20 protein-coding genes, 1 tRNA gene and 1 pseudogene are annotated in these 21059 nt (G+C 68.6%); 17 read left to right on the top strand and 5 right to left on the bottom strand.

Annotation, left to right across the window (positions count from 1 at the left end):
* Positions 1-6: 6 nt before the first annotated feature.
* A complete protein-coding gene (locus K6U06_RS13355) occupies positions 7-402 on the bottom strand; it encodes an FmdB family zinc ribbon protein (protein WP_262322440.1) in 396 nt (131 codons plus the stop codon).
* Positions 403-496: 94 nt separating this feature from the next.
* On the opposite strand from K6U06_RS13355, the gene galU reads away from it, so the two are divergent.
* The 7 genes from galU (at position 497) to K6U06_RS13390 (ending at position 5983) form a co-directional block, all read left to right on the top strand.
* Positions 497-1372 carry a UTP--glucose-1-phosphate uridylyltransferase GalU gene (gene galU / locus K6U06_RS13360; protein ID WP_262322441.1) on the top strand — a complete coding sequence of 292 codons (876 nt, stop codon included), beginning with the start codon at positions 497-499 and terminating at the stop codon, positions 1370-1372.
* Positions 1369-2589, top strand: coding sequence for a gephyrin-like molybdotransferase Glp (gene glp, locus K6U06_RS13365; protein WP_262322442.1), 1221 nt, complete (start codon positions 1369-1371; stop codon positions 2587-2589). The genes galU and glp overlap by 4 nt, the downstream gene beginning before the upstream one ends.
* Positions 2590-2637: 48 nt before the next feature.
* Positions 2638-3621: a GTP 3',8-cyclase MoaA gene (gene moaA / locus K6U06_RS13370; RefSeq protein ID WP_262322443.1), complete on the top strand. Its 984-nt coding sequence runs from the start codon at positions 2638-2640 to the stop codon at positions 3619-3621.
* A 46-nt stretch (positions 3622-3667) separates the two neighbouring features.
* Complete coding sequence (moaC, locus tag K6U06_RS13375) at positions 3668-4252, top strand: cyclic pyranopterin monophosphate synthase MoaC (RefSeq protein ID WP_262322444.1); 585 nt, start codon at positions 3668-3670, stop codon at positions 4250-4252.
* A 194-nt stretch (positions 4253-4446) separates the two neighbouring features.
* Positions 4447-5142, top strand: a complete 696-nt coding sequence (locus K6U06_RS13380; RefSeq protein ID WP_262322445.1) for a hypothetical protein — start codon at positions 4447-4449, stop codon at positions 5140-5142.
* Between the two features lie 24 nt (positions 5143-5166).
* On the top strand, positions 5167-5871 hold the full coding sequence (locus tag K6U06_RS13385; RefSeq protein WP_262322446.1) for a hypothetical protein: 705 nt from the start codon (positions 5167-5169) through the stop codon (positions 5869-5871).
* A gap of 39 nt (positions 5872-5910) precedes the next feature.
* Positions 5911-5983 (top strand) — tRNA-Ala (locus K6U06_RS13390).
* Positions 5984-6020: 37 nt separating this feature from the next.
* Here the strand turns inward: K6U06_RS13390 and K6U06_RS24715 are convergent.
* Positions 6021-6614, bottom strand: a pseudogene (locus K6U06_RS24715) (tyrosine-type recombinase/integrase); the annotation flags it as partial.
* On the opposite strand from K6U06_RS24715, the gene K6U06_RS13395 reads away from it, so the two are divergent.
* Both K6U06_RS13395 and K6U06_RS13400 read left to right on the top strand, forming a co-directional pair.
* Complete coding sequence (locus tag K6U06_RS13395; protein ID WP_262322447.1) at positions 6559-6759, top strand: hypothetical protein; 201 nt, start codon at positions 6559-6561, stop codon at positions 6757-6759. The pseudogene K6U06_RS24715 and the gene K6U06_RS13395 sit on opposite strands and share 56 nt — an antisense overlap.
* Before the next feature lie 196 nt (positions 6760-6955).
* Positions 6956-9139, top strand: coding sequence for a recombinase family protein (locus K6U06_RS13400; protein WP_262322448.1), 2184 nt, complete (start codon positions 6956-6958; stop codon positions 9137-9139).
* A gap of 7 nt (positions 9140-9146) precedes the next feature.
* Here K6U06_RS13400 and K6U06_RS13405 read toward each other — a convergent pair whose 3' ends face one another.
* On the bottom strand, positions 9147-9878 hold the full coding sequence (locus K6U06_RS13405; protein ID WP_262322449.1) for a DDE-type integrase/transposase/recombinase: 732 nt from the start codon (positions 9876-9878) through the stop codon (positions 9147-9149).
* An 876-nt stretch (positions 9879-10754) separates the two neighbouring features.
* On the opposite strand from K6U06_RS13405, the gene K6U06_RS13410 reads away from it, so the two are divergent.
* The 5 genes from K6U06_RS13410 (at position 10755) to K6U06_RS13430 (ending at position 16141) form a co-directional block, all read left to right on the top strand.
* On the top strand, positions 10755-11936 hold the full coding sequence (locus K6U06_RS13410) for an ABC transporter ATP-binding protein (protein WP_262322450.1): 1182 nt from the start codon (positions 10755-10757) through the stop codon (positions 11934-11936).
* A 324-nt stretch (positions 11937-12260) separates the two neighbouring features.
* Positions 12261-13496 carry an extracellular solute-binding protein gene (locus tag K6U06_RS13415; RefSeq protein WP_262322451.1) on the top strand — a complete coding sequence of 412 codons (1236 nt, stop codon included), beginning with the start codon at positions 12261-12263 and terminating at the stop codon, positions 13494-13496.
* On the top strand, positions 13486-14535 hold the full coding sequence (locus tag K6U06_RS13420) for a carbohydrate ABC transporter permease (protein ID WP_262322452.1): 1050 nt from the start codon (positions 13486-13488) through the stop codon (positions 14533-14535). The genes K6U06_RS13415 and K6U06_RS13420 overlap by 11 nt, the downstream gene beginning before the upstream one ends.
* Positions 14532-15371 carry a sn-glycerol-3-phosphate ABC transporter permease UgpE gene (gene ugpE, locus K6U06_RS13425; RefSeq protein ID WP_262322453.1) on the top strand — a complete coding sequence of 280 codons (840 nt, stop codon included), beginning with the start codon at positions 14532-14534 and terminating at the stop codon, positions 15369-15371. The genes K6U06_RS13420 and ugpE overlap by 4 nt, the downstream gene beginning before the upstream one ends.
* A gap of 2 nt (positions 15372-15373) precedes the next feature.
* Positions 15374-16141, top strand: a complete 768-nt coding sequence (locus tag K6U06_RS13430) for a glycerophosphodiester phosphodiesterase (protein ID WP_262322454.1) — start codon at positions 15374-15376, stop codon at positions 16139-16141.
* Positions 16142-16244: 103 nt separating this feature from the next.
* Here the strand turns inward: K6U06_RS13430 and K6U06_RS13435 are convergent, their stop codons facing one another.
* Complete coding sequence (locus K6U06_RS13435; RefSeq protein WP_262322455.1) at positions 16245-17117, bottom strand: oxygenase MpaB family protein; 873 nt, start codon at positions 17115-17117, stop codon at positions 16245-16247.
* A 229-nt stretch (positions 17118-17346) separates the two neighbouring features.
* On the opposite strand from K6U06_RS13435, the gene K6U06_RS13440 reads away from it, so the two are divergent.
* Both K6U06_RS13440 and K6U06_RS13445 read left to right on the top strand, forming a co-directional pair.
* The gene (locus K6U06_RS13440) at positions 17347-17703 is read left to right on the top strand and encodes a YciI family protein (RefSeq protein WP_262322456.1); all 357 of its coding nucleotides are present in this window, start codon (positions 17347-17349) and stop codon (positions 17701-17703) included.
* The gene (locus tag K6U06_RS13445) at positions 17700-18872 is read left to right on the top strand and encodes an RNA polymerase sigma factor (RefSeq protein ID WP_410051047.1); all 1173 of its coding nucleotides are present in this window, start codon (positions 17700-17702) and stop codon (positions 18870-18872) included. Before K6U06_RS13440 ends, K6U06_RS13445 begins: the two co-directional genes overlap by 4 nt.
* A 43-nt stretch (positions 18873-18915) precedes the next feature.
* On the opposite strand, the gene K6U06_RS13450 is transcribed toward K6U06_RS13445, so the two are convergent.
* The gene (locus K6U06_RS13450; RefSeq protein WP_316044719.1) at positions 18916-19944 is read right to left on the bottom strand and encodes a DMT family transporter; all 1029 of its coding nucleotides are present in this window, start codon (positions 19942-19944) and stop codon (positions 18916-18918) included.
* A 30-nt stretch (positions 19945-19974) separates the two neighbouring features.
* Here K6U06_RS13450 and K6U06_RS13455 point away from each other — a divergent pair, with 30 nt between their 5' ends.
* The gene (locus K6U06_RS13455; protein ID WP_262322458.1) at positions 19975-20904 is read left to right on the top strand and encodes a LysR family transcriptional regulator; all 930 of its coding nucleotides are present in this window, start codon (positions 19975-19977) and stop codon (positions 20902-20904) included.
* The last annotated feature ends 155 nt before the right edge of the window (positions 20905-21059 follow it).

Below are 21059 nucleotides of genomic sequence, written 5' to 3' on the forward strand. Positions count from 1 at the left end.
CGGGGATCAGGACGCCGCGGCGGCCGGTTTGGCCGACTCGGTCTTGGCGCCCGACGAACTCTTCGACCCGGAGTCGGTCTTGGAGTCGGTCTTGGACCCGGAGTCGGTCTTCGACCCGGCGTCGGTCTTGGCCGGGGAATCCCCGGAGCTGTCGGTCTTCGCGGCCGGCGAGCTCGTCGACGACGCCGAACGACTGTCGTTTTTGTAGAAGCCGCTGCCCTTGAACGAGATCCCGATGTTGCCGAACACCTTGCGCAGCGGACCCCCACAGTTCGGGCAGACGGTGAGCGGATCGTCGGTGAAGGCCTGGACGGCCTCGGTGTGCTGTCCGCACTCCTTACAGGCGTACTCGTAGGTCGGCAAAGCTCGCTCCAGCAGCGTGGGGGAGGGAGCGGCTGGCACTCCCTGGGTACGAGTGCCAAGTGTACCGGCCCGGGGAGTCACCGGGCCCTCCGGTGGTAGAACTCCGGAGCCCGCACGCGAGAGAAGGAAGCTGATGGCCCTTTCGGTGACCAAAGCCGTGATCCCCGCCGCCGGTCTGGGGACCCGGTTCCTGCCTGCGACGAAGGCCCAGCCCAAGGAGATGCTGCCGCTGGTCGACAAGCCGGCGATCCAGTACGTCGTGGAGGAGGCTGTGGCGGCGGGCATCACCGACGTGCTCATGATCACCGGCCGCTCCAAGCGCAGCCTCGAGGATCACTTCGACCGCAGCTTCGAGCTGGAGTACTTCCTCGAGCAGAAGGGCAAGACCCAGGAGCTCGAGGAGATGCGCCGCATCGCCGAGATGGTCAACATCCACTACATCCGCCAGGGCGAACCCAAAGGGCTCGGCCACGCCATCGGAGTGGCCGCCCAACACGTCGGCGACCAGCCTTTCGCGGTCCTCCTCGGCGACGACATCATGCACCAGCGCGCCGGGGTCCTCACCGGGATGCTCGACGCCTACCACCGCCACCAGCAGTCGATCGTGGCTCTCAAGCCGGTGTCGCGCCAGGAGATCGCGTTCTACGGCTGCGCCGCCGCGGAGCCGGTCGAGGAGTCGGTGGTTCGGATCACCGACATCGTCGAGAAACCCGACCCGGAGTCGGCCCCGTCGGACCTGGCGGTGATGGGCCGCTACATCCTGACCCCGTCGATCTTCGAGGTGCTCGAGAAGCAGGAGCCCGGCAAGGGCGGCGAGATCCAGCTGACCGACGCCATCAAGACGCTGCTCGGCACCGAGGGGGTCCTCGGCTACACCTTCACCGAGGGCCGCTTCGACACCGGCAACAAGCTGGACTACCTGCGGGCCACCGTCGAGCTGGCCCTCGAGCGCGAGGACCTCGGGCCGCAGTTCCGAGCGTTCCTCGAGCAGCGCCTGTCGCGGCCGTGATCCCGCTCGAAGAGGCCCAGGCCCGGGTCCTGGCCGCGTGCCGGCCCAAGGCATCGGCCGCCGTCGCCCTCGACGACGCTCTGGGCCTGGTGCTGGCCGAGGCGGTGGTCGCCGCCGACAACGTGCCGCCGTTCGCCAACTCGGCGATGGACGGCTTCGCGGTGCGTGCCGGCGACCTCGCAGACGCGTCCGCTGCCCGCCCGGCGCGCCTGCGGGTCATCGGCACGATCGCGGCCGGTGCCCCGGGGCTGATCCCGGTCGGCGACGGCCAGGCGGTGCGGATCATGACCGGCGCCCCCTTCCCTCCCGGCGCCGATGCCGTCGCCATCGTCGAGACCACCCGCACCGAAGGTGACGACGTGCTGGTCTCCGAGCCGGTGGTCGCCGGCGCGCACATCCGCCCCGTCGGCGAGGACCTCGCCGCCGGTCAGGAAGTGTTTCCCGCAGGCGTCGCCCTCGGCGCCGGCCACCTAGGCGTGTTGGCCAGCGCCGGGCGCGACCCGGTGCCGGTCGTGCCCTCCCCCGTCGTCGGGGTCTTGTCGACCGGCGACGAGCTGGTCGAGGGCTCCGGTCCGCTGCAACCGGGCCAGATCCGCGACTCCAACCGCCGGACCCTGCTCGGTTTGCTGCGCCGGGACGGGTTCCGGGCCGTGGACTTGGGCATCGCCCGCGACGACGAGGGTGACATCCGCCGCCGACTCGAGGAAGGGGCGCAGCGCTGCGACGCCATCCTCACCAGCGGCGGCGTGTCGATGGGCGACTTCGACTTCGTCAAGAAGGTCCTCGACGACCTGGCGGCGATGGCCTGGATGCAGATCGCCATCCGCCCGGCGAAGCCCTTCGCGTTCGGTGCCATCGGCGACGTGCCGATCTTCGGGCTGCCGGGCAACCCGGTGTCGTCGATGGTGAGCTACGAGCTTCTGGCCCGCCCCGGTCTGCGCCGCATGGCCGGCCACCCCGATCAGGCGCTGCACCGGCCGCTCATCCCCGCGGTGGCCGACGACGGGAGCTTGCGGCGCCGGGCCGACGGCCGCACCAACTACACCCGGGTGCTCGCCGCGGTCGGCCCCGACGGGCGCTACCACGTGCGTACCGCGGGGGGGCAGGCGTCCAACCTGCTGTGGCCGATGGCGGTGGCCGACGCCCTCGCCGTGGTACCCCCGGGCCCCGGCGTCGAGGCCGGCGGGGAAGCGTCGATCCTCCTGCTCCACCCGTGACCGGCCGCGGCGCTCGATTGGGCGCCGCTGCGGGCGTAGGCTCGTCGGGTGCCTGTTCAGCTGATCGATCCCCACGGCCGCACGGTCCGGGACCTGCGCATCTCGATCACCGACCGGTGCAACTTCCGCTGCACGTACTGCATGCCCCACGAGGGCATGCAGTGGCTGCCCCGCGACGAGATCCTCTCCTACGAGGAGATCGAGCGGGTCGCCCGGGTCTGCGTGGAGCGATACGGCTTCGGCAGCATCCGCCTCACCGGCGGCGAGCCGACGGTGCGCGCTCATCTGCCGGTGCTCGTGTCGCGCCTGGCGGCGCTCGGCGTCGACCTGTCGATGACCACCAACGGCGCCACGCTGGGCCTCTCGGCGGCGGACCTTCACCGCGCCGGTCTGCGGCGGATCAACATCTCCCTCGACAGCCTGCGCCCCGAGCGCTTCACCACCATCACCGGGAGAGACGCCCTGGACAAGGTGCTGGCCGGCATCGACGCAGCCGTCGAGGCCGGTTTCGAGCCGGTCAAGGTCAACTGCGTTGTCGTGCGCGGCGTCAACGACGACGAGATCCAGGACTTCGCCGGATTCGGCAGGGACAAGGGCGTCGAGGTCCGGTTCATCGAGTGGATGCCCCTCGACGGCGACGGCCAGTGGAGCAGCGCCCAAGTGGTGCCGGCCAGGGAGATCCTCGAGACGGTGGCCGCCCGCTGGCCGCTGGCTCCCGTGGAGCGGGGGTCCGCCCCCGCGGAGCGCTTCGCCTACGCCGACGGCGCCGGGCACATCGGGGTGATCGGCAGCGTGACCCAGCCGTTCTGCGCTACCTGCGACCGGGTGCGTCTAACCGCCGAAGGCCAGCTGCGCAACTGCCTGTTCGCGGTGCGGGAGACCGACTTGCGTCAGGTCCTGCGCAGCGGGGGCAGCGACGACGACCTCGCCGCGGCGATCGAGGCCGAGGTCGGCCGCAAATGGGCCGGGCACAGCATCGGAAAGGTGCAGTTCATCCGCCCGGCGCGCTCGATGAGCCAGATCGGCGGGTAACGACCGACCTCCGGCGGCCCCGGGACGCGCCAGTAGACTGGCGTGCATGTCTGACCGTGGCCTGACACACATCGACCCCCTCGGCCGTGCCCGCATGGTCGATGTGACCCCCAAGGAGGCCACCCACCGGCGGGCCATCGCCCGCTGCAAGGTCTTCATGAAGCAGGAGACCACCTCCAAGGTGGCCAGCAACGCGATGTCCAAGGGCGACGTGCTCGGCGCGGCGCGCATCGCAGGCATCCAGGCGGCGAAGCGCACCGCCGACATGATCCCGCTTTGCCACCCGCTGCTCGTCGGGGCGGTGACCATCAACTTCCAGATCGGCGAGAACTTCGTCGAGGTCGAAACCCAGGTGGAGACCGTCGACCGCACCGGGGTGGAGATGGAGGCCATGACCGCCTGCTCCATCTCGGCGCTGACCATCTACGACATGTGCAAGTCCGCGGACCGCTCGATGGTGATCGGCGAGCTGGCGCTTTGGGAGAAGACCGGCGGCCGCAGCGGCCAGTGGCGCCGTCCCGCCGAGAGCCTGGACCAGCCGCTGGTCAACACCCCGCCGGCCAACTTCACCAGCCTCGACGACGACATCGACGAGCTGATCGGCGACGGCGCCGACGACCCGCTCAGCTGACCTCCGTGCCGGCCGGGCAGGTACCGCTGGCGGCCCTCGCACGAGGGCACTAGCCTCCTCCCATCGCCCCGCAGGTCGGGGTACGCACGAGTAGTAGAGCCGGCCAGGGCTCCCGGAGAGCGGGTATCCACCGTTCACGGAGGCCAGGGGTTTACGGTTCCTGAACCGAAAGCAGGCGTAGGAGTTTGACGTTCATGTTGCTGGTCCTGGCACTCGTATGGGGAGCTTTCCTCGTGTGGTGGTTGCGCTCCCGGGCGCAGGGGACCTTCGGCGACTCCGTCGGCACCTTCCGCCGCCATCTCCGGGTGTTGGAGCGCACCGCCCCCGTCACGGTCCGCCCGGCTAACCGGCTGCGGGGACCGCAGATGGTGCCCGCCTACCGGCCCCCGGCCGGGATCCAAGGGCCGCCCCGCCCGCCGAGCAGCCAGGCCCGCCGCTCGATGGCCGCCGCTCCCGGCGGCGCCGACCTGCGCCGCCGCCAGACTCTCAAGCGCCGCCGCGACGTGCTGTTCCTGCTGGCCGTAGCGGTCGTCGCCACCCTGGTCATGGCCGCCGCCACCCGCTCCGGCAGCCTGATCATGCTGCAAGTCGTCTCCGACTTGGCGATGGCCTCCTACGTCGCCCTGCTGGTCCGGATGCGCAACCTTGCCGCCGAGCGGGACATGAAGCTCACCTACATGCCCCGCGAGCGTGCGGCGCGGGCCACGGCCTACGACAACACCGGCGAGATCCCCGCCGGGTATGCCGCCGCCGGCTACGGAGCCGCCGGAGGCCGGCGCCCGGCCGGCCGGCGCTCCCACACCCAGGCTGGCTCCTCGTCAGGTCAGGGCTACGGCGGCTACGGGTACGGCAGCTACGGCGAGCTGGCCATGCGCCGGGCCGCCAACTAGCACCGCCTGCCCCCGCAGCATCCGTTGCAGGACCCAGGCCGCCCCGGCCCCGACGTCGAGCACCGGGGACCGACTGGGCGGCCCGAGCTGGCCGAGCTGTCTGACGACATCCGCAGCCGCCTCGGCGACGTCAACGCGGCCCGCGAGGCGGGCCTCGCCGCCTGCCGGCGCACCATCCGCTCGGCGGGAAGCGCCATCCGGGCGGTGCATCGCCGCCAAGCCGAGGACGTGGACCGGCACCTGGCCGAATGCGAGCACGCTTTGCGCGGCGCCCAAGACGCCCTGTCGCCTTTCCCGGCGGTGGCCTACGCCGGTTTCCTCCACGATGCCGAAAAGGAGTTCTCCGAGGCGGTCCTGACCAAGGCCCTCGTCGCCGGCGCTCCGCTGCCCTCCGCCTCCGAGCTCGGGGTCGGGCTGCCGGCGTGGCTCAACGGGCTGGCCGAGGCGGCCTCGGAGTTGCGCCGCCATCTCCTCGACCGGCTCCGGGGCGGCGACAGCGCGGTAGCCGAAGATCTCCTGGCGGCGATGGAGGACGTCTACGAGCTCCTCGCCGGCGTCGACTTCCCAGACGCGGTCACCGGCGGCCTGCGGCGGACCAACGACGCCCTGAGAGCGGTGCTCGAACGTTCCCGCAGCGATCTGACCACGACGCTGCTCCAACAGCGGCTCCAAGCCGCGCTCGAGGCCAACCTGCCTGCCGGCTCGCCGGCCCGGCCGCCGTCGTCGTGAGGCGCAGTTCCCGCTGCGCTAGGCTGTGACTTCCCGTACGGGGGTGTAGCTCAGCTGGAAGAGCGTCGCGTTCGCAATGCGAAGGCCGTGGGTTCGAGTCCCATCACCTCCACCGAGCCCACCGACAACGCCCGCCCCCGCGGCGCCCGCCACAGGTTCACCAGCAAGTAGTCGCTCTCGTCGGCCTCGGCCACAGCGTCGCGCTCGGCGCGATAGGCGTCGTGCAGCCACACCAGGTCCCTGGTCACCGGAACTACCCTCGGGTAGACGGACTTGGCCAGCGCCCCGTTCTCGTTATCCTCACGGCGCAGCACGTGCAGATGTGGCCCGGCGACCCTGCAGCCGAGATGGACCGCAGAAGGCACCAGATGCAGATCCGCCAGGTGGAGCCCGCACAGCTCCGCCACCCGCAGTCCGGTGGCGTAAAGAGCCTCGACCACGAAACGGTCCCGGACGTTGGCACAGGCATCCACCAGGGAGCCCACCTGCTCTCTGGCCAAGGTGGCCGGCGCCTGCTCAACCCGCCGGCGGCGGACCCTGCGGCGGTTGACCACCGTGCGGCCGGTCCGTTCCCCTCGATCCCAGCGCGCCGGGGGGAACCGCAGCTCGGCTCGCACACTCAACGCCTCGGCCGCCGCTGCGTCGCTCCAGCCACGTGAAGCAGCGAAGCGAACAAACTCGACGGCCGTGATCAAGATCCCATCGACGGTCACTGGCGAACGGGCCGGTGCGAGAGTCGACACGCTCGCGCCCGGGGCTTGCCGCCGGTTGCCGCCCGGCCGATGCTTGCGCGAGGGGGTGCGCTCCAGCCAGCGGGCGAAGCCAGCCAGCTGCTCGACGGTCGGCGACATCTCCTCCACCCCGGCCCCCGCCGCCCAGGTCAAGTAAAGAGCCAGCCGCCCCGCGTAGGTCCGAGCCGTTCCCGGCGAGCGACCCTCGCCGACGACAAGTACTCGCAGATACTCGCCGGCTCGACGGTGCTCCACATAGCGGTCATCGACGACCGTCCAGCCCTCCCGCCCATCCAGAGGCGAGACCGTCCGTTGAGCCCAGAACTCCACGGGACCGAACATACGTGCGGGGTGTGACCGTCAACCCAACAGACGACTTCCACGACTGCCAATACAACCTTTCGCCAGGTGTGAAGGAGGCCCCCGCTGACCCCAAAAGAACATACCTGTATGTCCGCCAGTCCACCCTGCGCCAGGTGTTGGAGAACACCGAGTCGACCAAGCGGCAGTACGCGCTGCGTGAACGGGCGGTGGCGTTGGGCTGGAAGCCCGACCAGGTCGTGGTGATCGACTCCGATCTGGGCCAGTCCGGGGCGGACGCCGACCGGGCCGGCTTCCAGCGTCTCGTCGCCGCGGTCGGCGTCGGAGAGGTCGGCGTGGTCCTCGGCCTGGAAGTCTCCCGCCTGGCCCGCAACTCTTCGGACTGGCACCGGCTGTTGGAGATCTGTGCGCTGGCCAACACGTTGATCCTCGACGAGGACGGCCTGTATGACCCGTCGCATTTCAACGACCGCCTGCTTTTGGGCATGAAGGGGACCATGTCCGAAGCGGAACTTCATGTGCTGCGGGCCCGGCTCATCGGCGGCCAGCTGGCCAAGGCCAGCCGCGGGGAGCTCGAGGTCCCCCTGCCGGTCGGCCTGGTCTATGACGCCACCGCCAAGGTGATCCTCGATCCCGACCAATCCGTGCAACAAGCCATACACCAGTTCTTCGAGACGTTCCGCCGGACCGGATCGGCCACCGGCACCGTGCGCGCCTTTCGCGAACAAGGCCTGCTCTTCCCCCGCCGGACCCAGTCAGGCCCGCACAAAGGCGAGCTGGCCTGGGGAGCTTTGCTGCACTATCGAGCCCTCAACGTGTTGAAAAACCCCCGCTACGCCGGAGCTTTCGCCTATGGGCGCACCCGGACGACCAAGCCCGGCCAACCCAGCGGCCTGCGTCACAGTCTTCCCCGCGACGAATGGCACACGCTCATCCTCGACGCCCATCCCGGCTACATCACCTGGGAGCAACACGAACAGAACCTGGCCCGGCTGCGGGCCAACTCCGCCGCCTATGGCGCCGAGCGCCGTCACGGACCGCCCCGCGAAGGACCGGCCCTCCTCCAAGGCCTGGCTGTCTGCGGACGCTGCGGCGGGCGCATGACCGTCCGCTATTACATGCGCCACGGCCAGCCCGTCCCCCAATACTGCTGCCAGTCCGAAGGCATCAAACGAGCCCAGTCCCCCTGCCAGCGGGTAGTCGGCGCCGATGTCGACCGGGCCATCGCAAACCTGCTGGTCGACACGATGACCCCCCTCGCGCTAGAGGTCGCGCTGTCGGTCCAAGACGAACTTGCCTCCCGGGCCGACGAGACCGACCGCATGCGCCGCCACCAGATCGAACGAGCCCGCTACGAAGCCGACCTGGCCCAGCGGCGCTACCTGCGCGTCGATCCCGACAACCGTCTCGTCGCCGCCACCCTCGAAGCAGAATGGAACAACAAGCTCCGCGCCCTCGACATCGCTCAGGAAGACTACGAGCGTCAACGCCAAGGCGACGCCCTCATCGATGACAACAATCGGGAACGCATCCTGGCGCTCGCCACCGACTTCCCCCGCCTCTGGCAAGACCCCAACACCCCAGCACGCGAACGCAAACGCATGGCCCGACTGCTCATCAACGACGTCACCCTGCTGCTCGGCAACCACGTACTCGACATACACGTGCGCTTCCGCGGCGGAGACACCCGCAGCCTCAAGCTGGCTCGCCCCAGGTCGATCACCGACCTCCGCAAACTCGACCCCGCCGTCGTGACCGAGATCGACCGACTCATCGACGACCACACCGACTCGGAGATAGCGGCCGCTCTCGACGCCGCCGGATACCAGCCCCCCGTCGGCGACCGCTTCACCATCTGGATCGTCTGGAAGATCCGCAAGACACACGGTCTCGGGTCCCGCCGAGAGCGGCTGCGCCGGCGAGGCATGCTCACACTCGACGAGATGGCCGAGACCCTGGGAGTGCATCCCCAAACGGTCAAAGACCGGGCCTCCCGGGGCCAGCTCGTCTCAGTCGTCTACAACGAAAAGCACGAGCGGCTCTACGCGCCACCTCAACCGGTGGCCACAATCGCCTGCGCCCACTGCGGCAAACCCATACCCGAACGCTGCAGCCAAGGTCAACGCCAAAAGTACTGCTGCGTGTCCTGCCGCACCGGCGCCTACGCCACCCGACGGCGTGCAGCAGGATGGGTCCGGCCCCCTCGGCGCCGATGACCACCAATCAAGCCACTACGGCTTCCCCCACATCCCACCAGGAGGTGCAGTCAGTTGCCCAAGCCTTCGACGCCGGGTCCGCAGCCAGACAGAAATCCGGCCGGGTGCCATAGTGGGAGACGAAACGCACGTAGTCCGGTGTCGGCACGACCAGGCCGGCCACCGTGGTCGCCTTCAAGCACCCCATCCGGTCGGTCAACAGGGTCTTGGGCACCCCGCCGATCGTCTCCATGCACTGCGCCAGGGCCGACAGGGTGGCGTCGGCCCCCAGGTTGTCGGCGAAGCACACGAAGCGGAACCGGCTCCACGCCAGCACCGCGCAGAACACGAACAGCGGGCCGATCTCGCCCCAGTCGAACACCAACATGTCCCCCGGCGTCCACACCCCCGGGCGCCGGCCCCGGTGGTGGTCGATGCGCCACTGCGCCTTCGCGTCGGCGACCGCCCGGCGCAAGTTGCGCGCCGACCCCGTGTAACCCGCGGCCCGAACCGTCGGCAGCAGGCGCTTGGCCGTGATCTTCCCCTTGGTCTTCTCGACCCGCTCGGCGATCACCGCGGCGACGTCGTCATAGTTGTGCTCGACCGCACCAGCGCCCGGCGCCTCCCCAGCGGCAGTGGCCCGGGCCACCGCCCTCCTAACAGTCTTGTCCGTGCTGCCGCACACCTCGGCGGCAGCCCGATAGGAGCCGAGCTCCTTGTAGGCGGCGTGCATGTCCGTTTGTTCCCTCGCTGATTTCATGGAGGTGTCCCCTCGGTCGGTCCGGCGGTTGGCTTGCACCGCCACCGTGACCGGCCGGGGAGACCCCAAGGTGGATGCTTCAGCGAGAGGTGCGGACGCCTACAACGTCAACACTGCCGACACTCTCATGGCCACCAGTGCGGACTTTCCATGGCCATAAGTGCGGACTTTTTGGTGGCCATGGACACGAGGTCCTCAACCCTCCGCAATCCGGGCACGCCAACACCGGCGTCGCCGTCTCGACAGTCACCACCAGCTCCCCGCCCTCAGCGTCCTCCGCCGCGTGCACAGGCGTGAACCCGCGCAACCCGAACAGCACCGACGTAACCTCAACATCCACCCGTGGCCTCCTGACCTGTTGCCTTCGACAGCACTCAGGTTGGTGAGGCCACGGGCCCCACTGGTGGACCCTCAACCAGGACCCCCCACCTAAAGGATCAAGAGCCTCCAAACGACGAAGGCAGCAATCCCCACGCCGCGCGGAGCAAGGCCCGGATCGACCCCGTCGAGGGTCGTCGCTACCGCAGCCGAAACGAGCGCGGCCAGGTAGATGGAGGGGACGAGCACTCGCAGCGTGCGGATCGGGGCTGTCCACCTTCGCGGCCAGGGCCTGGGCCGAGCCCCGGCGGATGTGGCCACCCAGGCCCGCTGACGTCGCCACACCTGGCATCCCAGCCGCTTGTGGTCTTGTGGCTGTCCTTCGGGCGTACCGAGGGTGAACACTGGCCGAATCGTTGGTGGGACGGGCCAGGGGAGCCCACGGCCCGAGCCGCTGCCGACTTTACTGTCCAGGCGGTGCAGCGCCGGAGCGGGTTGTCGGAGGCCAAACGCCGGTCCCGTACGTGGGGCTGCTCGTGGAATCGGAGAAGGGAACCAGTGGCGTCAATCACGCTTGACCGGGTGTCGAAGCGCTACCCCAACGGCTTCCAGGCCGTGCACGACCTGAGCATCGATATAGCCGATGGGGAGTTCATGGTCCTCGTGGGGCCGTCCGGTTGCGGCAAGACAACCGCTCTGCGCATGGTCGCAGGACTAGAGGACATCAGCTCTGGGACGCTGAGCATCGGAGGCCGGGTGGTCAACGAGGTCACGCCTCGGGAGCGGGACGTGGCTATGGTGTTCCAGAACTACGCCCTCTACCCTCACATGACGGTCGCGGACAACATCGGCTTCTCCCTGAAGTTGCGCAAGCTGTCGAAGTCCGAGACCAAGGAGAAGGTCCGGGCCGCCGCCGACGTCCTTGGGCTCACCGAGTGGCTCGACCGCAAGCCGGCCCAGCTCTCGGGTGGCCAGCGCCAGCGGGTGGCCATGGGAAGGGCGATCGTGCGCGATCCCAGGGTGTTCTTGATGGACGAGCCGCTCTCGAACCTCGACGCCAAGTTGCGGGTGGAGATGCGGGCGGAGGTGGCGCGCATCCAGCGGCGTATCGGCGTGGCCGCCATCTATGTCACCCACGACCAGACCGAAGCGATGACGATGGGGGACCGCGTGGCGGTGCTCGGCGGCGGGCGCCTTCAACAGTGCGACCAACCGCAGGTGCTCTACGACCGCCCCGCCAACCTATTCGTCGCCGCCTTCATCGGCTCGCCGGCCATGAACCTCTATCGGGCTGCCCTCGGGCAGGGCTCGGCCTCGGTGCATGTCGGCAGCCAGTCGATCTCTCTGCCCGAATCGCTACGCCGGGGCCGCCCGGGGCTGGTGCGCTACGCGGGGCGGCCGGTCGTGGTCGGGATCAGGGCGGAGGATCTCCACTTGGGTGGTCCGCCGCAGGCGGCGGAGGTGTGGGACGGGTGCCTGGAGGGTCGGGTGGAGCTGATCGAATCGCTCGGCTCCGAGATGCTCGTCCACTTCTCCTTCGACGCGGAACGGGCCGACTTGAAAGATGTAGGTGTTGCCGACGGGGAGGCGGCCGAGGAAGGGTGGGTTGGCGCGTCCGACACGGGTATAGCCCGGGCCGAACCGAGGGCCGCGGTGACGATCGGGCAGATGGTCCGTTTCGGTGTCGACCCAGACCGCCTGCACTTCTTCGACGCCGGTACCGGCGAGGCCATCGTCTGAAGCTATGCCCGCCGGCGAGAACCGGCGCGGTGGGCCGAAGCGCCTGCCAGATTGGCCAAGTGTTAAGCGGTTGGTTGCCTTCGGGACTCCCTGGCTTAACGGTCGCTCTCTAGCTTCACACCGCCCAGTCCACCAGCGGACCGGCGAGCTAGACCGACAGGGAGACTTCTGGTGCGATTCAACGTTTCGAGGCCGCGCGCTGTGGCGGTGGCTGCGGCGGCGATCTCGATGGGGATTGCCACCGCAGCTTGCGGTAGCCCGACCAAGACTTCTGCAGCTGCGGCCGCGCCGGCGCCAGCGCCGGGTCACACCGTTGATCTCAACGTGTGGACCGCTTTCAGCGGCAGTCTCGGCACCGCTTTCGACCATCTGGTGTCGCAGTTCAACGCCTCGCAGAGCCAGTACCGGGTGACGGCTGTGTACAAGGGCTCCTACTCGCAGGTGCTCTCCGACACCATCGCGGCTTTCAAGGCTCATGCCGCGCCGGACATAAGCCAGATCTTCGACGCAGGGACCGCCACCATCATGGACTCGGCTGGTTCCTATGTGCCGGTGTACAAGCTGATGTCGGAATACAAGATCCCGTTCTCGACCGGCAGTTTCATCGGCGGGGCAGCCAGCTACTACGAGACCAGCGGCGACCAACTGGACTCCATGCCGTTCAACAGCTCCACTCCTGTCCTCTACTACAACAAGGCAGAGCTGCAGGCGGCGGGCATCAGCACCCCTCCGACCACGTGGAGCGAGCTGGAGTCCGACGCCTCCGTCCTCGCCGCCCACGGGCAGAAGTGCGCCCTTTCCTCCTCGGGGGCGTACGTGATGTGGACCGATATGGAGGAGTTCTCGACTTGGAACGGCTACCCCTACGCCAACCACCAGAACGGGTACACCGGCATCAAGGGCATGCAGCTGAAGATCAACTCGGCACCGATAGTCGACCACTTGGCTCTGCTCGGTCGGCTGGCGTCGAAGGGCGAGTACATCTGGAACGGCGTGAGCACCTCGACTGTCCCGCTCTTCACCAACGGCACCTGCGCTATGTACGAGCAGAGCTCGGCCAGCCTCAACACCATCGAGGCCGCCGCCAAGTTCCCGTTCGGGGTAGCCGAGCTTCCGGTCGTCGCGGGCGACAAGGCAGCCCCGCAGAACACCGTTGTAGGCGGGGCGTCCCTCTGGGTCATGAGCGGTGCTCCCGCAGTCCATTACCGAGGTGACGCGGAGTTCCTCCACTTCTTGATGTCGGCCCAGTCGCAGGCGTACTGGGCGTCGAACACCGGCTACGTCCCGGTCACACCCGCCGGGTCGAGCCTACTTTCGTCGCAGGGTTTCTACAGCAGCCACCCGAACGATCTGGTTGCGGTCAAGGAGCTGACCAACAAGGCGCCGACTGCCGACAGCCGTGGGATCCGGCTCGGGTACCTACCGGAGGTACGCCAGGTTGAGGCCTCGGCCATCGCCGCGGTCCTGTCAGGCAAGCAGTCGGCTGCGGCGGCGGTGAGCTCCGCGGAGACCCAGGGAAACACCATCCTGGCGCAGTTCGCCAGCCAGTATGGCGGTTGACGCTCCCGCCACCGAGACTCCGCTCAGCCCGGCCGGAGGTCCCCGACGCCGGGGCGGGATCGCCCGGCGGGCCGGGCGCGAGCACGGCAGCCCGGCCCTCGGCCGGTGGGGTCGTCGCCGGGCCTCACGGGCCGAGCCCACCGGGAGATCGGCGGCGTCGCCGGTGCCTCCGGTGTTCAAGCACCGGCTGCTCCCGGCAGCATTGATCCTGCCGGAAGTGGTGGTTGTCGTCATCTTCTTCATCTGGCCCTCCGGTAAGGCCCTGCTGGAGGCGTTCAGGCAGTCGAACGCCTTTGGCCTGGGCGCCCGGTTCTCAGGGCTGGCCAACTTCGGCTCCGCGCTGCATGGGGGCTACCTGCAGGCCGTCGAGGTGACGGCCACCTTCACAGCCATAACGACACTGGTATCGATGGGGATCAGTCTTTTCCTCGCGGTCCAGGTCGAATCGACCGGGCGGCTGCGACCGGTGTACCGGACGCTGTTCATCTGGACATACGCAGTGCCCGGGGCGATCGGGGCGGCGCTGTGGCTGTTCCTGTTCGAACCCAAGGTCGGGCCCGGTGCCCGGGCGCTCGAAGCGCTCGGGGTTCACTGGAACTTCGCTCTGTCGGGTACCCAGGCGTTCGCCTTGGTCTGCGCCCTGACGATCTGGCAGCAAAGCGCCTACAACTTTGTGTTCTTCTCCGCCGGGCTGCAATCGATACCCGACGCCGTGGTGGAGGCCGCGACCATGGACGGGGCCGGGCCGGTCACGCGCTTTTGGAAGGTCGTCTTCCCGCTGCTTGGCCCCACGGTGCTGTTCGTCACCGTGTCGGACGTGCTGGCCGCCCTCTTCGGCAGCTTCGCGGTGATCGATGTCATCAGCCAGGGCGGTCCAGGCGGGTCCACGACCACCCTGGTGTACATGCTCTACCGGGACGGCTTCCAAAACGGCGACGTCGGGCTCGCCGGGGCGGAGAGCATGCTGCTGTTCGTTTTGGCTGGGGCGTTGCTGGTGGTGCAGTTCAAGGTCTTCAACCGAAGGGTTCACTACAGGTGAAGAAAAACATCGTGAAGGTGGCCCGGCACGCGACGCTGATCGTGTTCGCGGCTCTGCTCGCGGCACCCATGTACCTGGCGTTCGTCGTCGCCTCGCACCCAGCCCGCGACACCCTCTCGGGAGTACCGGTTCTGCCGGGCGGGCGCCTGGGCGCCAATCTCGGCTATGTGGTCGCGCATCCGTTTCCTGGTTCCCCGTCGCTTGCGACGATGATGCTCAACTCGTTGATCCTGGCCCTGGCCGTGGCGGTGTTCAAGCTGATTCTGTCCGTCCCGGCCGCCTACGCCGTCACCTTCTTCCGCTTTCCCGGCCGGATGATCATGTTCTGGCTCATATTCATCACCCTCATGCTGCCGGTGGAGGTGAGGTTCTTCCCGACCTACCAGGTGACCGCCAACCTCGGGCTCTTGAACACTCAGGGGGGGCTGATCCTTCCGCTCATCGCCTCAGCCACGGCGGTGTTCCTCTTCCGGCAATACTTCCAGAGCTTCCCCCAGGAGCTTGCTGATGCCGCCCGTCTCGACGGCATCGGTCCTATTCGCTTCCTCACTACCATCGTGTTGCCGCTAGCCCGTCCCACCCTCGCGGCGATCTTCGTTCTGGAGTTCATATACGGATGGAACCAATACCTGTGGCCGCTCCTGGTCACCTCCAGCCCCCAGCACAGTACGGTGGTCATGGGCATCAGGCAGATAATCAGTGCGGCGCAGAGCTTCGCCATTCCCCAATGGGACCTGGTTATGTCTGTCGCCCTTCTGGCGCTTCTGCCCCCGGTGCTCGTGGTGTTGGCGATGCAACGCTGGTTCGTCCGGGGACTGATGGCCGGGATCGACTGACGATGGCAACACCGAGGCTCGCAGCGGCCGAGTCGGCAGTGGCGGCATCCCCGCTCGGTGCGTCTGGGGGGATCCAGGTGTGGTCGCATCGGGGTCGGGTCGACTCGTCATCCCTGTTCGTCGACAACACCATCGACGCGGTGGCCAATGCGCTTGGTTCTGGGGTTGACGGAGTGGAGACGGATACGTGGCTCAGTGCCGACGGGGTCTTCGTCATGACCCACGACCGCGATACCCCAGCGGGACCGGTGGACCGCTGCACGGCGGGATCGCTCGACCAGTTCGACCGTCTCGAAGAGGTGCTGGCGGCAGTCGGGCGAGCCGCGTTGAACATCGAGCTCAAGGTGGCGCCGGACTCCCCTCAGGCCGAACAGGCCCGCCTGGGAGCGGCGCTTGGGTCATATCTAAACACCCGGTCGGGCCAATCAGGATCCGGGGGGCCCGGGATGGTCGTCTCCTCGTTCTCGCCGGTCGCGACGCGGGAGATGCTTTCCGTCGGCCTCGACGCGAGGATCGGGCATCTCTGCGTCGACGTGCCGCCCCCACGGGCTCTGGCCGACCTGGCCGGGCGCGGTTACTGGGGGATCCACTTCCTGGCTACCGCGGATTCCGTGGAGAAAGTCGCCGCGATCCGCGCTGCGGGACTCGCAGCAGTGGCGTGGACGGTCAACGATCTCCAGCTGGCCGCGCGGCTGGCCGACGCGGGGGTCAACGTGATCATCACCGACACACCCGTAGCGGTCCGAGGAGCGGTCAGTCGGGTCTCGTGAGCGGTCCCGGCCGCCCCGCGCAGCGACACGACCTTGAGTCGCCTGGGCCGTCCGAGACGTCCTGACGATCAGGTGAGGGATGTCCGGATCGGCATGAGGGCGGTCAAACCAGCGGGCGGCCGGCCCGCCGCCGGCGGCGCATATCCCACAACAGCAGGTTGAACGGGAACAGCCGCATCGCCATCGGCAGGTGGTCCTCGACCCAGCCCAACCGGCGCAGCCGCCGGTCGAAACGCTGCTGCTCGGCGTCGCTCCACGACAGGCCCATCTTTTCCCGGAAAACCGGCGGGAGAAAGCCGCGGGTCCAGAACATGTTGTTCTCGGCGAAGAGCTTCTGGGCGACCCAGGGCAGGTTCTCGAGCCGGGTGAGCGAGAGCAGGTAGTCGCGGATGGTGTCGTCGATGCGGACCTCTCCCAGGGACTTCTCCCAGTAGCGACCGAACGCGGCCCGGTCGGCGGGCCACATGGCGTCGCGTACCTGCAGCGACGTACCGAAACGGGAGCAGTACTCGTAGAGCCGGTCAGCGGTCGCCTCGTCCAGGGGGCCGTGCATCCGTTCGTTCAGATCGACGGTCCCGTAGTAGAGGCAGGCCGCCACCCACAGCTGCAGGCGGGGGTCCAGGGCGCTGTATTGCACCGGGCTGTCTACGGTCGAGCGAACCTGGGCGTGCTGGTGGTTGACCGCCTGACGGTACGCCTTGCGGTCCTCGTCGTCGCCGAGCAGGGCTACGGCCAGGTAGGTGAAAGTCGTGCGCGCCCGCTTGAGCGGGTGCTTCATGGCGCTGCCCGAATGGACCCGGCTCTCCTTGACCCCGTAGCCGACCGCCGGCCAGCTGAGCTGCATGATGACGTTGGCCGGCCCGGCCAACCCCGAGCCCAGCCCGGAGATGTAGCGGCGGATGTCGACCTCCCCGCCGTCGGGCTTCTGGCGGCCGGCACTCTTCGAGGCGGTTGATTCGTCGAGTGTGGAGGTCATCGCGCCCTTTTCCCCGGGTTCCGGACCACCGGACCCTACCCGCCTTATTGGCGCTCTGTCAATAGCTGCGCCGCATGCGGCTAGGAGCGACCCCTCGGTCGCAACTCGCGAAGTCCGGAGGACCCGACCCTGTCGTCGGCGGAGTTCTGAGAAAATCATGGCAGCGCCGTCCCCACGGCGACTGGCTGTTCGTCTCCATGGCGAGAGATGAACCCCAAGGAGGCCATTCATGAAATACGCGATGCTCATCTTCCCCAAGCCCGGTAGCCATGAGTCCCTCCCGCCGGAGCAGTACGCGCCGGTGAACGCTGATTACCTGGCGCTGCGCGACGACCCACGCTGCGTCGGCGGCGCGCACCTGCAGCCGGCGGAGACGGCGACCACGGTCCGCCACAATCGCGGTGAGGTACTGATCACCGACGGCCCCTTCGCCGACACTAAAGAAGTGCTGGGCGGCTACTACGTGCTCGACGCCGCGGACCTCGACGATGCGTTGGAGTTCGCCCAACGCATACCGGCGATCCGCCTCGGCGGTGCGGTCGAGATACGGCCGCTGGTCGAGATCCCGGCGGAGGCCGCGTTCTGATCGAGGAGGTCTTCCGGCGGGAATGGGGCCGGGTCCTGGCGTCCCTGGTCGGCTTCCTCGGCGACTTCGACCTAGCCGAGGAAGCCGCGCAGGAGGCGTTCGCGGTGGCGGCCGAACGGTGGGACCGGGACGGGATCCCGCAGCATCCGGTGGCCTGGTTGGTGGCCACCGGCCGCAACCGGGCCATCGACGGTCTACGACGCCGACGGACGCTCGAGCACAAGGCCACCCTCCTCCAGGGATACGACCAGGCGGTCACCGTCGACGACATCGACCTCGACGAGAACTCTGTCTCCGACGAACGACTGAAGCTGCTGTTCACCTGCTGCCATCCGGCGCTGGCCGCCGACGGACAGGTCGCGCTGACGCTGCGAGCGCTTGGAGGTCTCAGCACCGAGCAGATCGCCCGGGCCTTTCTCGTTTCCCACGAGACGATGAAACGGCGTCTCTCCCGAGCCAAGGCCAAGGTGAAGGCGGCGGGGATCCCCTTCGCGGTGCCCCCCGACCGTTTGCTGGCGGAGCGGCTGCCGGCGGTGCTGGCGGTCATCTACTTGGTCTTCAACCAGGGTTATCCCGACGGCGACGATCTCGCCCAAGAGGCGATCCGGCTCGGGCGGCTGCTGTCTGAGCTGATGACCGACGAGCCTGAGGTGTACGGCCTGCTGGCCCTGATGCTGATCCAGGATTCGCGCCGCGCCGCCCGCGTGGTCAGAGGCGAGCTGGTACTGCTGGGCGAGCAGGACCGCTCACGCCACGACCGGGCCGAGGTCGAGGCCGGCCGCCTGGCGATCGACCGGGCCCTGTCGCTGCGGCCGACCGTGGGGCCGTACGTGATCCAAGCAGCGATCGCGTCGCTCCAGGCCGAGGAGCGCATCGACTGGGGTGAGGTCGCAGCCCTCTACGAGCGTCTCGAACTGCTTACCGGATCGCCGGTCGTCGCCCTCAACCGAGCAGTCGCCATCGCCGAGGCGGGAGCACCCGAGGAGGCGCTCGCACTCGTCGACTCGCTGGACCTCGGCGATTACCGCTACCTCCACTCCACCCGGGCGGAGCTGCTACGTCGTCTCGGTCGCGACGCCGAAGCCCGCGAGGCGTTCGAGCTGGCCCTTCGGATGGCCACCACCGAACCCGAGCGCCGCTTCCTCGCCCGCCGGTTGTCTGGGCTTTGAAAGACCGCTACCTCCGTCTTGACGGTGACGCTCTGGCGGGGCTTCACAACTGAGCCGCTCTCCGTGATGCGACGGCACCGGCCGAGGGCACCTGACGAGGCGAGGACTGGTTGCGGGAGCGCTGCTCGATGGCCCCGCCCCACCAGCAGCCCGCGACGACCATGGCGGCGCCGAGCGCCACTTTGATGCTCAGCCGTTCCCCTCCGAGGGCGACGGCTGCCGCCACCGCCCAGAGGGGCTCAGTGCCAAGCAGCAGGCTCGCCCGGTTGGCGGAGGTGCGCTGTAGCGCCCAGGTCTGGGCGAGGAAGGCGAAGACGCTGCAGCAGACGGCGAGGAATAGGATCGACGCCACCAGCGCCGGCCTCACCAGGACGGCAGGAGACGCAGTGAGCTGCGGCAGCCCCAGCGGCGCGCTGAGCGCGGTGCCGACCACGAACTGCACGGTCGTGAGGGGCAACGGCCGCAGCGAGACTCGGTTGACCGGCCCGGGCGGAACGAATCGGCCGATCAAGGTGACGTGCCCGGCTCGGATCGCCGCAGCGGCCAGCACCAGCAGGTCCCCCCGCCAGCCGTCGGCTCCGAGTCCGGTCCCGAGCATGACCGCAACACCGACGATGCACACACCCGCTGCGGCGTAGAGCCGACCGGGGACCCGCGTCCCGGCAACGACGCCGGCCAGCGGCGTCAGGATGATCGTCAAGCTCATGAGCACACCCGCCGCGGCCGCGCTGGTGTGCGCCACCCCGTGGGTCTCCAGATACAGCACCGCCGCTTGGGTCACGCCCAGCAGGCCCCCGACGCGCACCTCGCGCGACGTGACCACCGACTGTCCTCGGCGCGCCGCGGTGAAGCGGACGGTCAGCAAACAGGCGAGAGCCGACACCGCATAACGCAAGAACACGACGGAATCGGCGGAGACCACACCGGTTGCGTCCTTCGCTCCCAGGTAACTCGCTCCCCACGTGATCGCCACCACGAGAAGGCACAGATCGGTCGAGCGAGCACGTAGGAGCGGGAACACCACATCAGGATCGGCGCCAGGTCGATGAAGAGCAACTCCATATGTCTTCACCTTTAGTTCAGTAAACCTAAACTATTCGGGGTGGACGAGCGGCAACTGGAGATCCTCCGCGAGCTGGGGGAGCAAGGCAGCGTTCAGGCCGTCGCCGACGCGCTGGCCATCACCCCCTCGGCCGTCTCGCAGCAGCTGAAACTGCTCCAGCGGGAGGCGAGCGTGCCTTTGACCCGACGGGTGGGCCGGGTGCTGCGATTGACCCAGGAAGGAGAACGTCTGGCCGAGGCGGCCGTGGACGTACAAGCGGCCATGAGCCGGGCCCGGGAGATCGCGCGCGGCCTGGCGGCGTTCCCATCGGGCACGGTGAGCGTCTGCGCGTTCAACAGCGCCGCGCTGGCGTTGTTCGCCCCCCTCGCCAGCCGCTTTCCCGCCGACGGGGTCCGCGTCACCCTCAGCGACGAAGACGTCGCCCAAGGGGACTTCCCGCCCCTCACCTCCCGCTACGACATCGTGATCGCCCACCGCCTCCAGCACACGCCTGCATGGCCCGACCGGGTGGCTGTGGAACCCCTCCTTCGAGAGCAGCTCGACGTCGCGCTACCCGTGGGCCACCCGCTGACCAACCGGGGGACGCTCCGGGCGAAAGATGTGGCTCGACAGGCGTGGATCACCACCCACCGCGAGTTCCCGATCGGCGCGACCCTCGACACCATCGCGGCCGCCTCCGGCCGCCCCATCGAGATTCGCCACCGCGTCAACGAGTTCACGATCGTCGCCGAACTGGTCCGCGCCGGGCAGGGTCTGGCGTTCCTGCCGCGCTGGACCCAGCCACGGCCAGAAGGTGTCGTGCTGCGGCCCTTGGCTGACCTGTCCGTGTCTAGAGACGTCGACGCCCTGATCCGCCCTGAGAACGCCACCCGCCCCGCCGTGTCCCTCGTCGTCGCCGAACTGCGAGCGATCGCCGCCGCACTGATCAACGGGCCTCGCGAACGTCCCCTGGGCGGGTCAGCTCCCTAGACCCGCCCCGGAGGGCGGTGCCTCGTGGGCGGGGGGAAGCGGGTCACGACCAGCCCCGGGGCGTTGGGCTCGAGTGCTTCTGCGCCCAGCTCCTTGACTTCGGGGCAGGGCTCCCCCCATACTGATTCCGCAAATATAAAAGTCACTTTCACAAT

The sequence above is a fragment of the Acidiferrimicrobium sp. IK genome (assembly GCF_025499425.1).
Lineage (GTDB): Bacteria > Actinomycetota > Acidimicrobiia > Acidimicrobiales > Palsa-688 > Acidiferrimicrobium.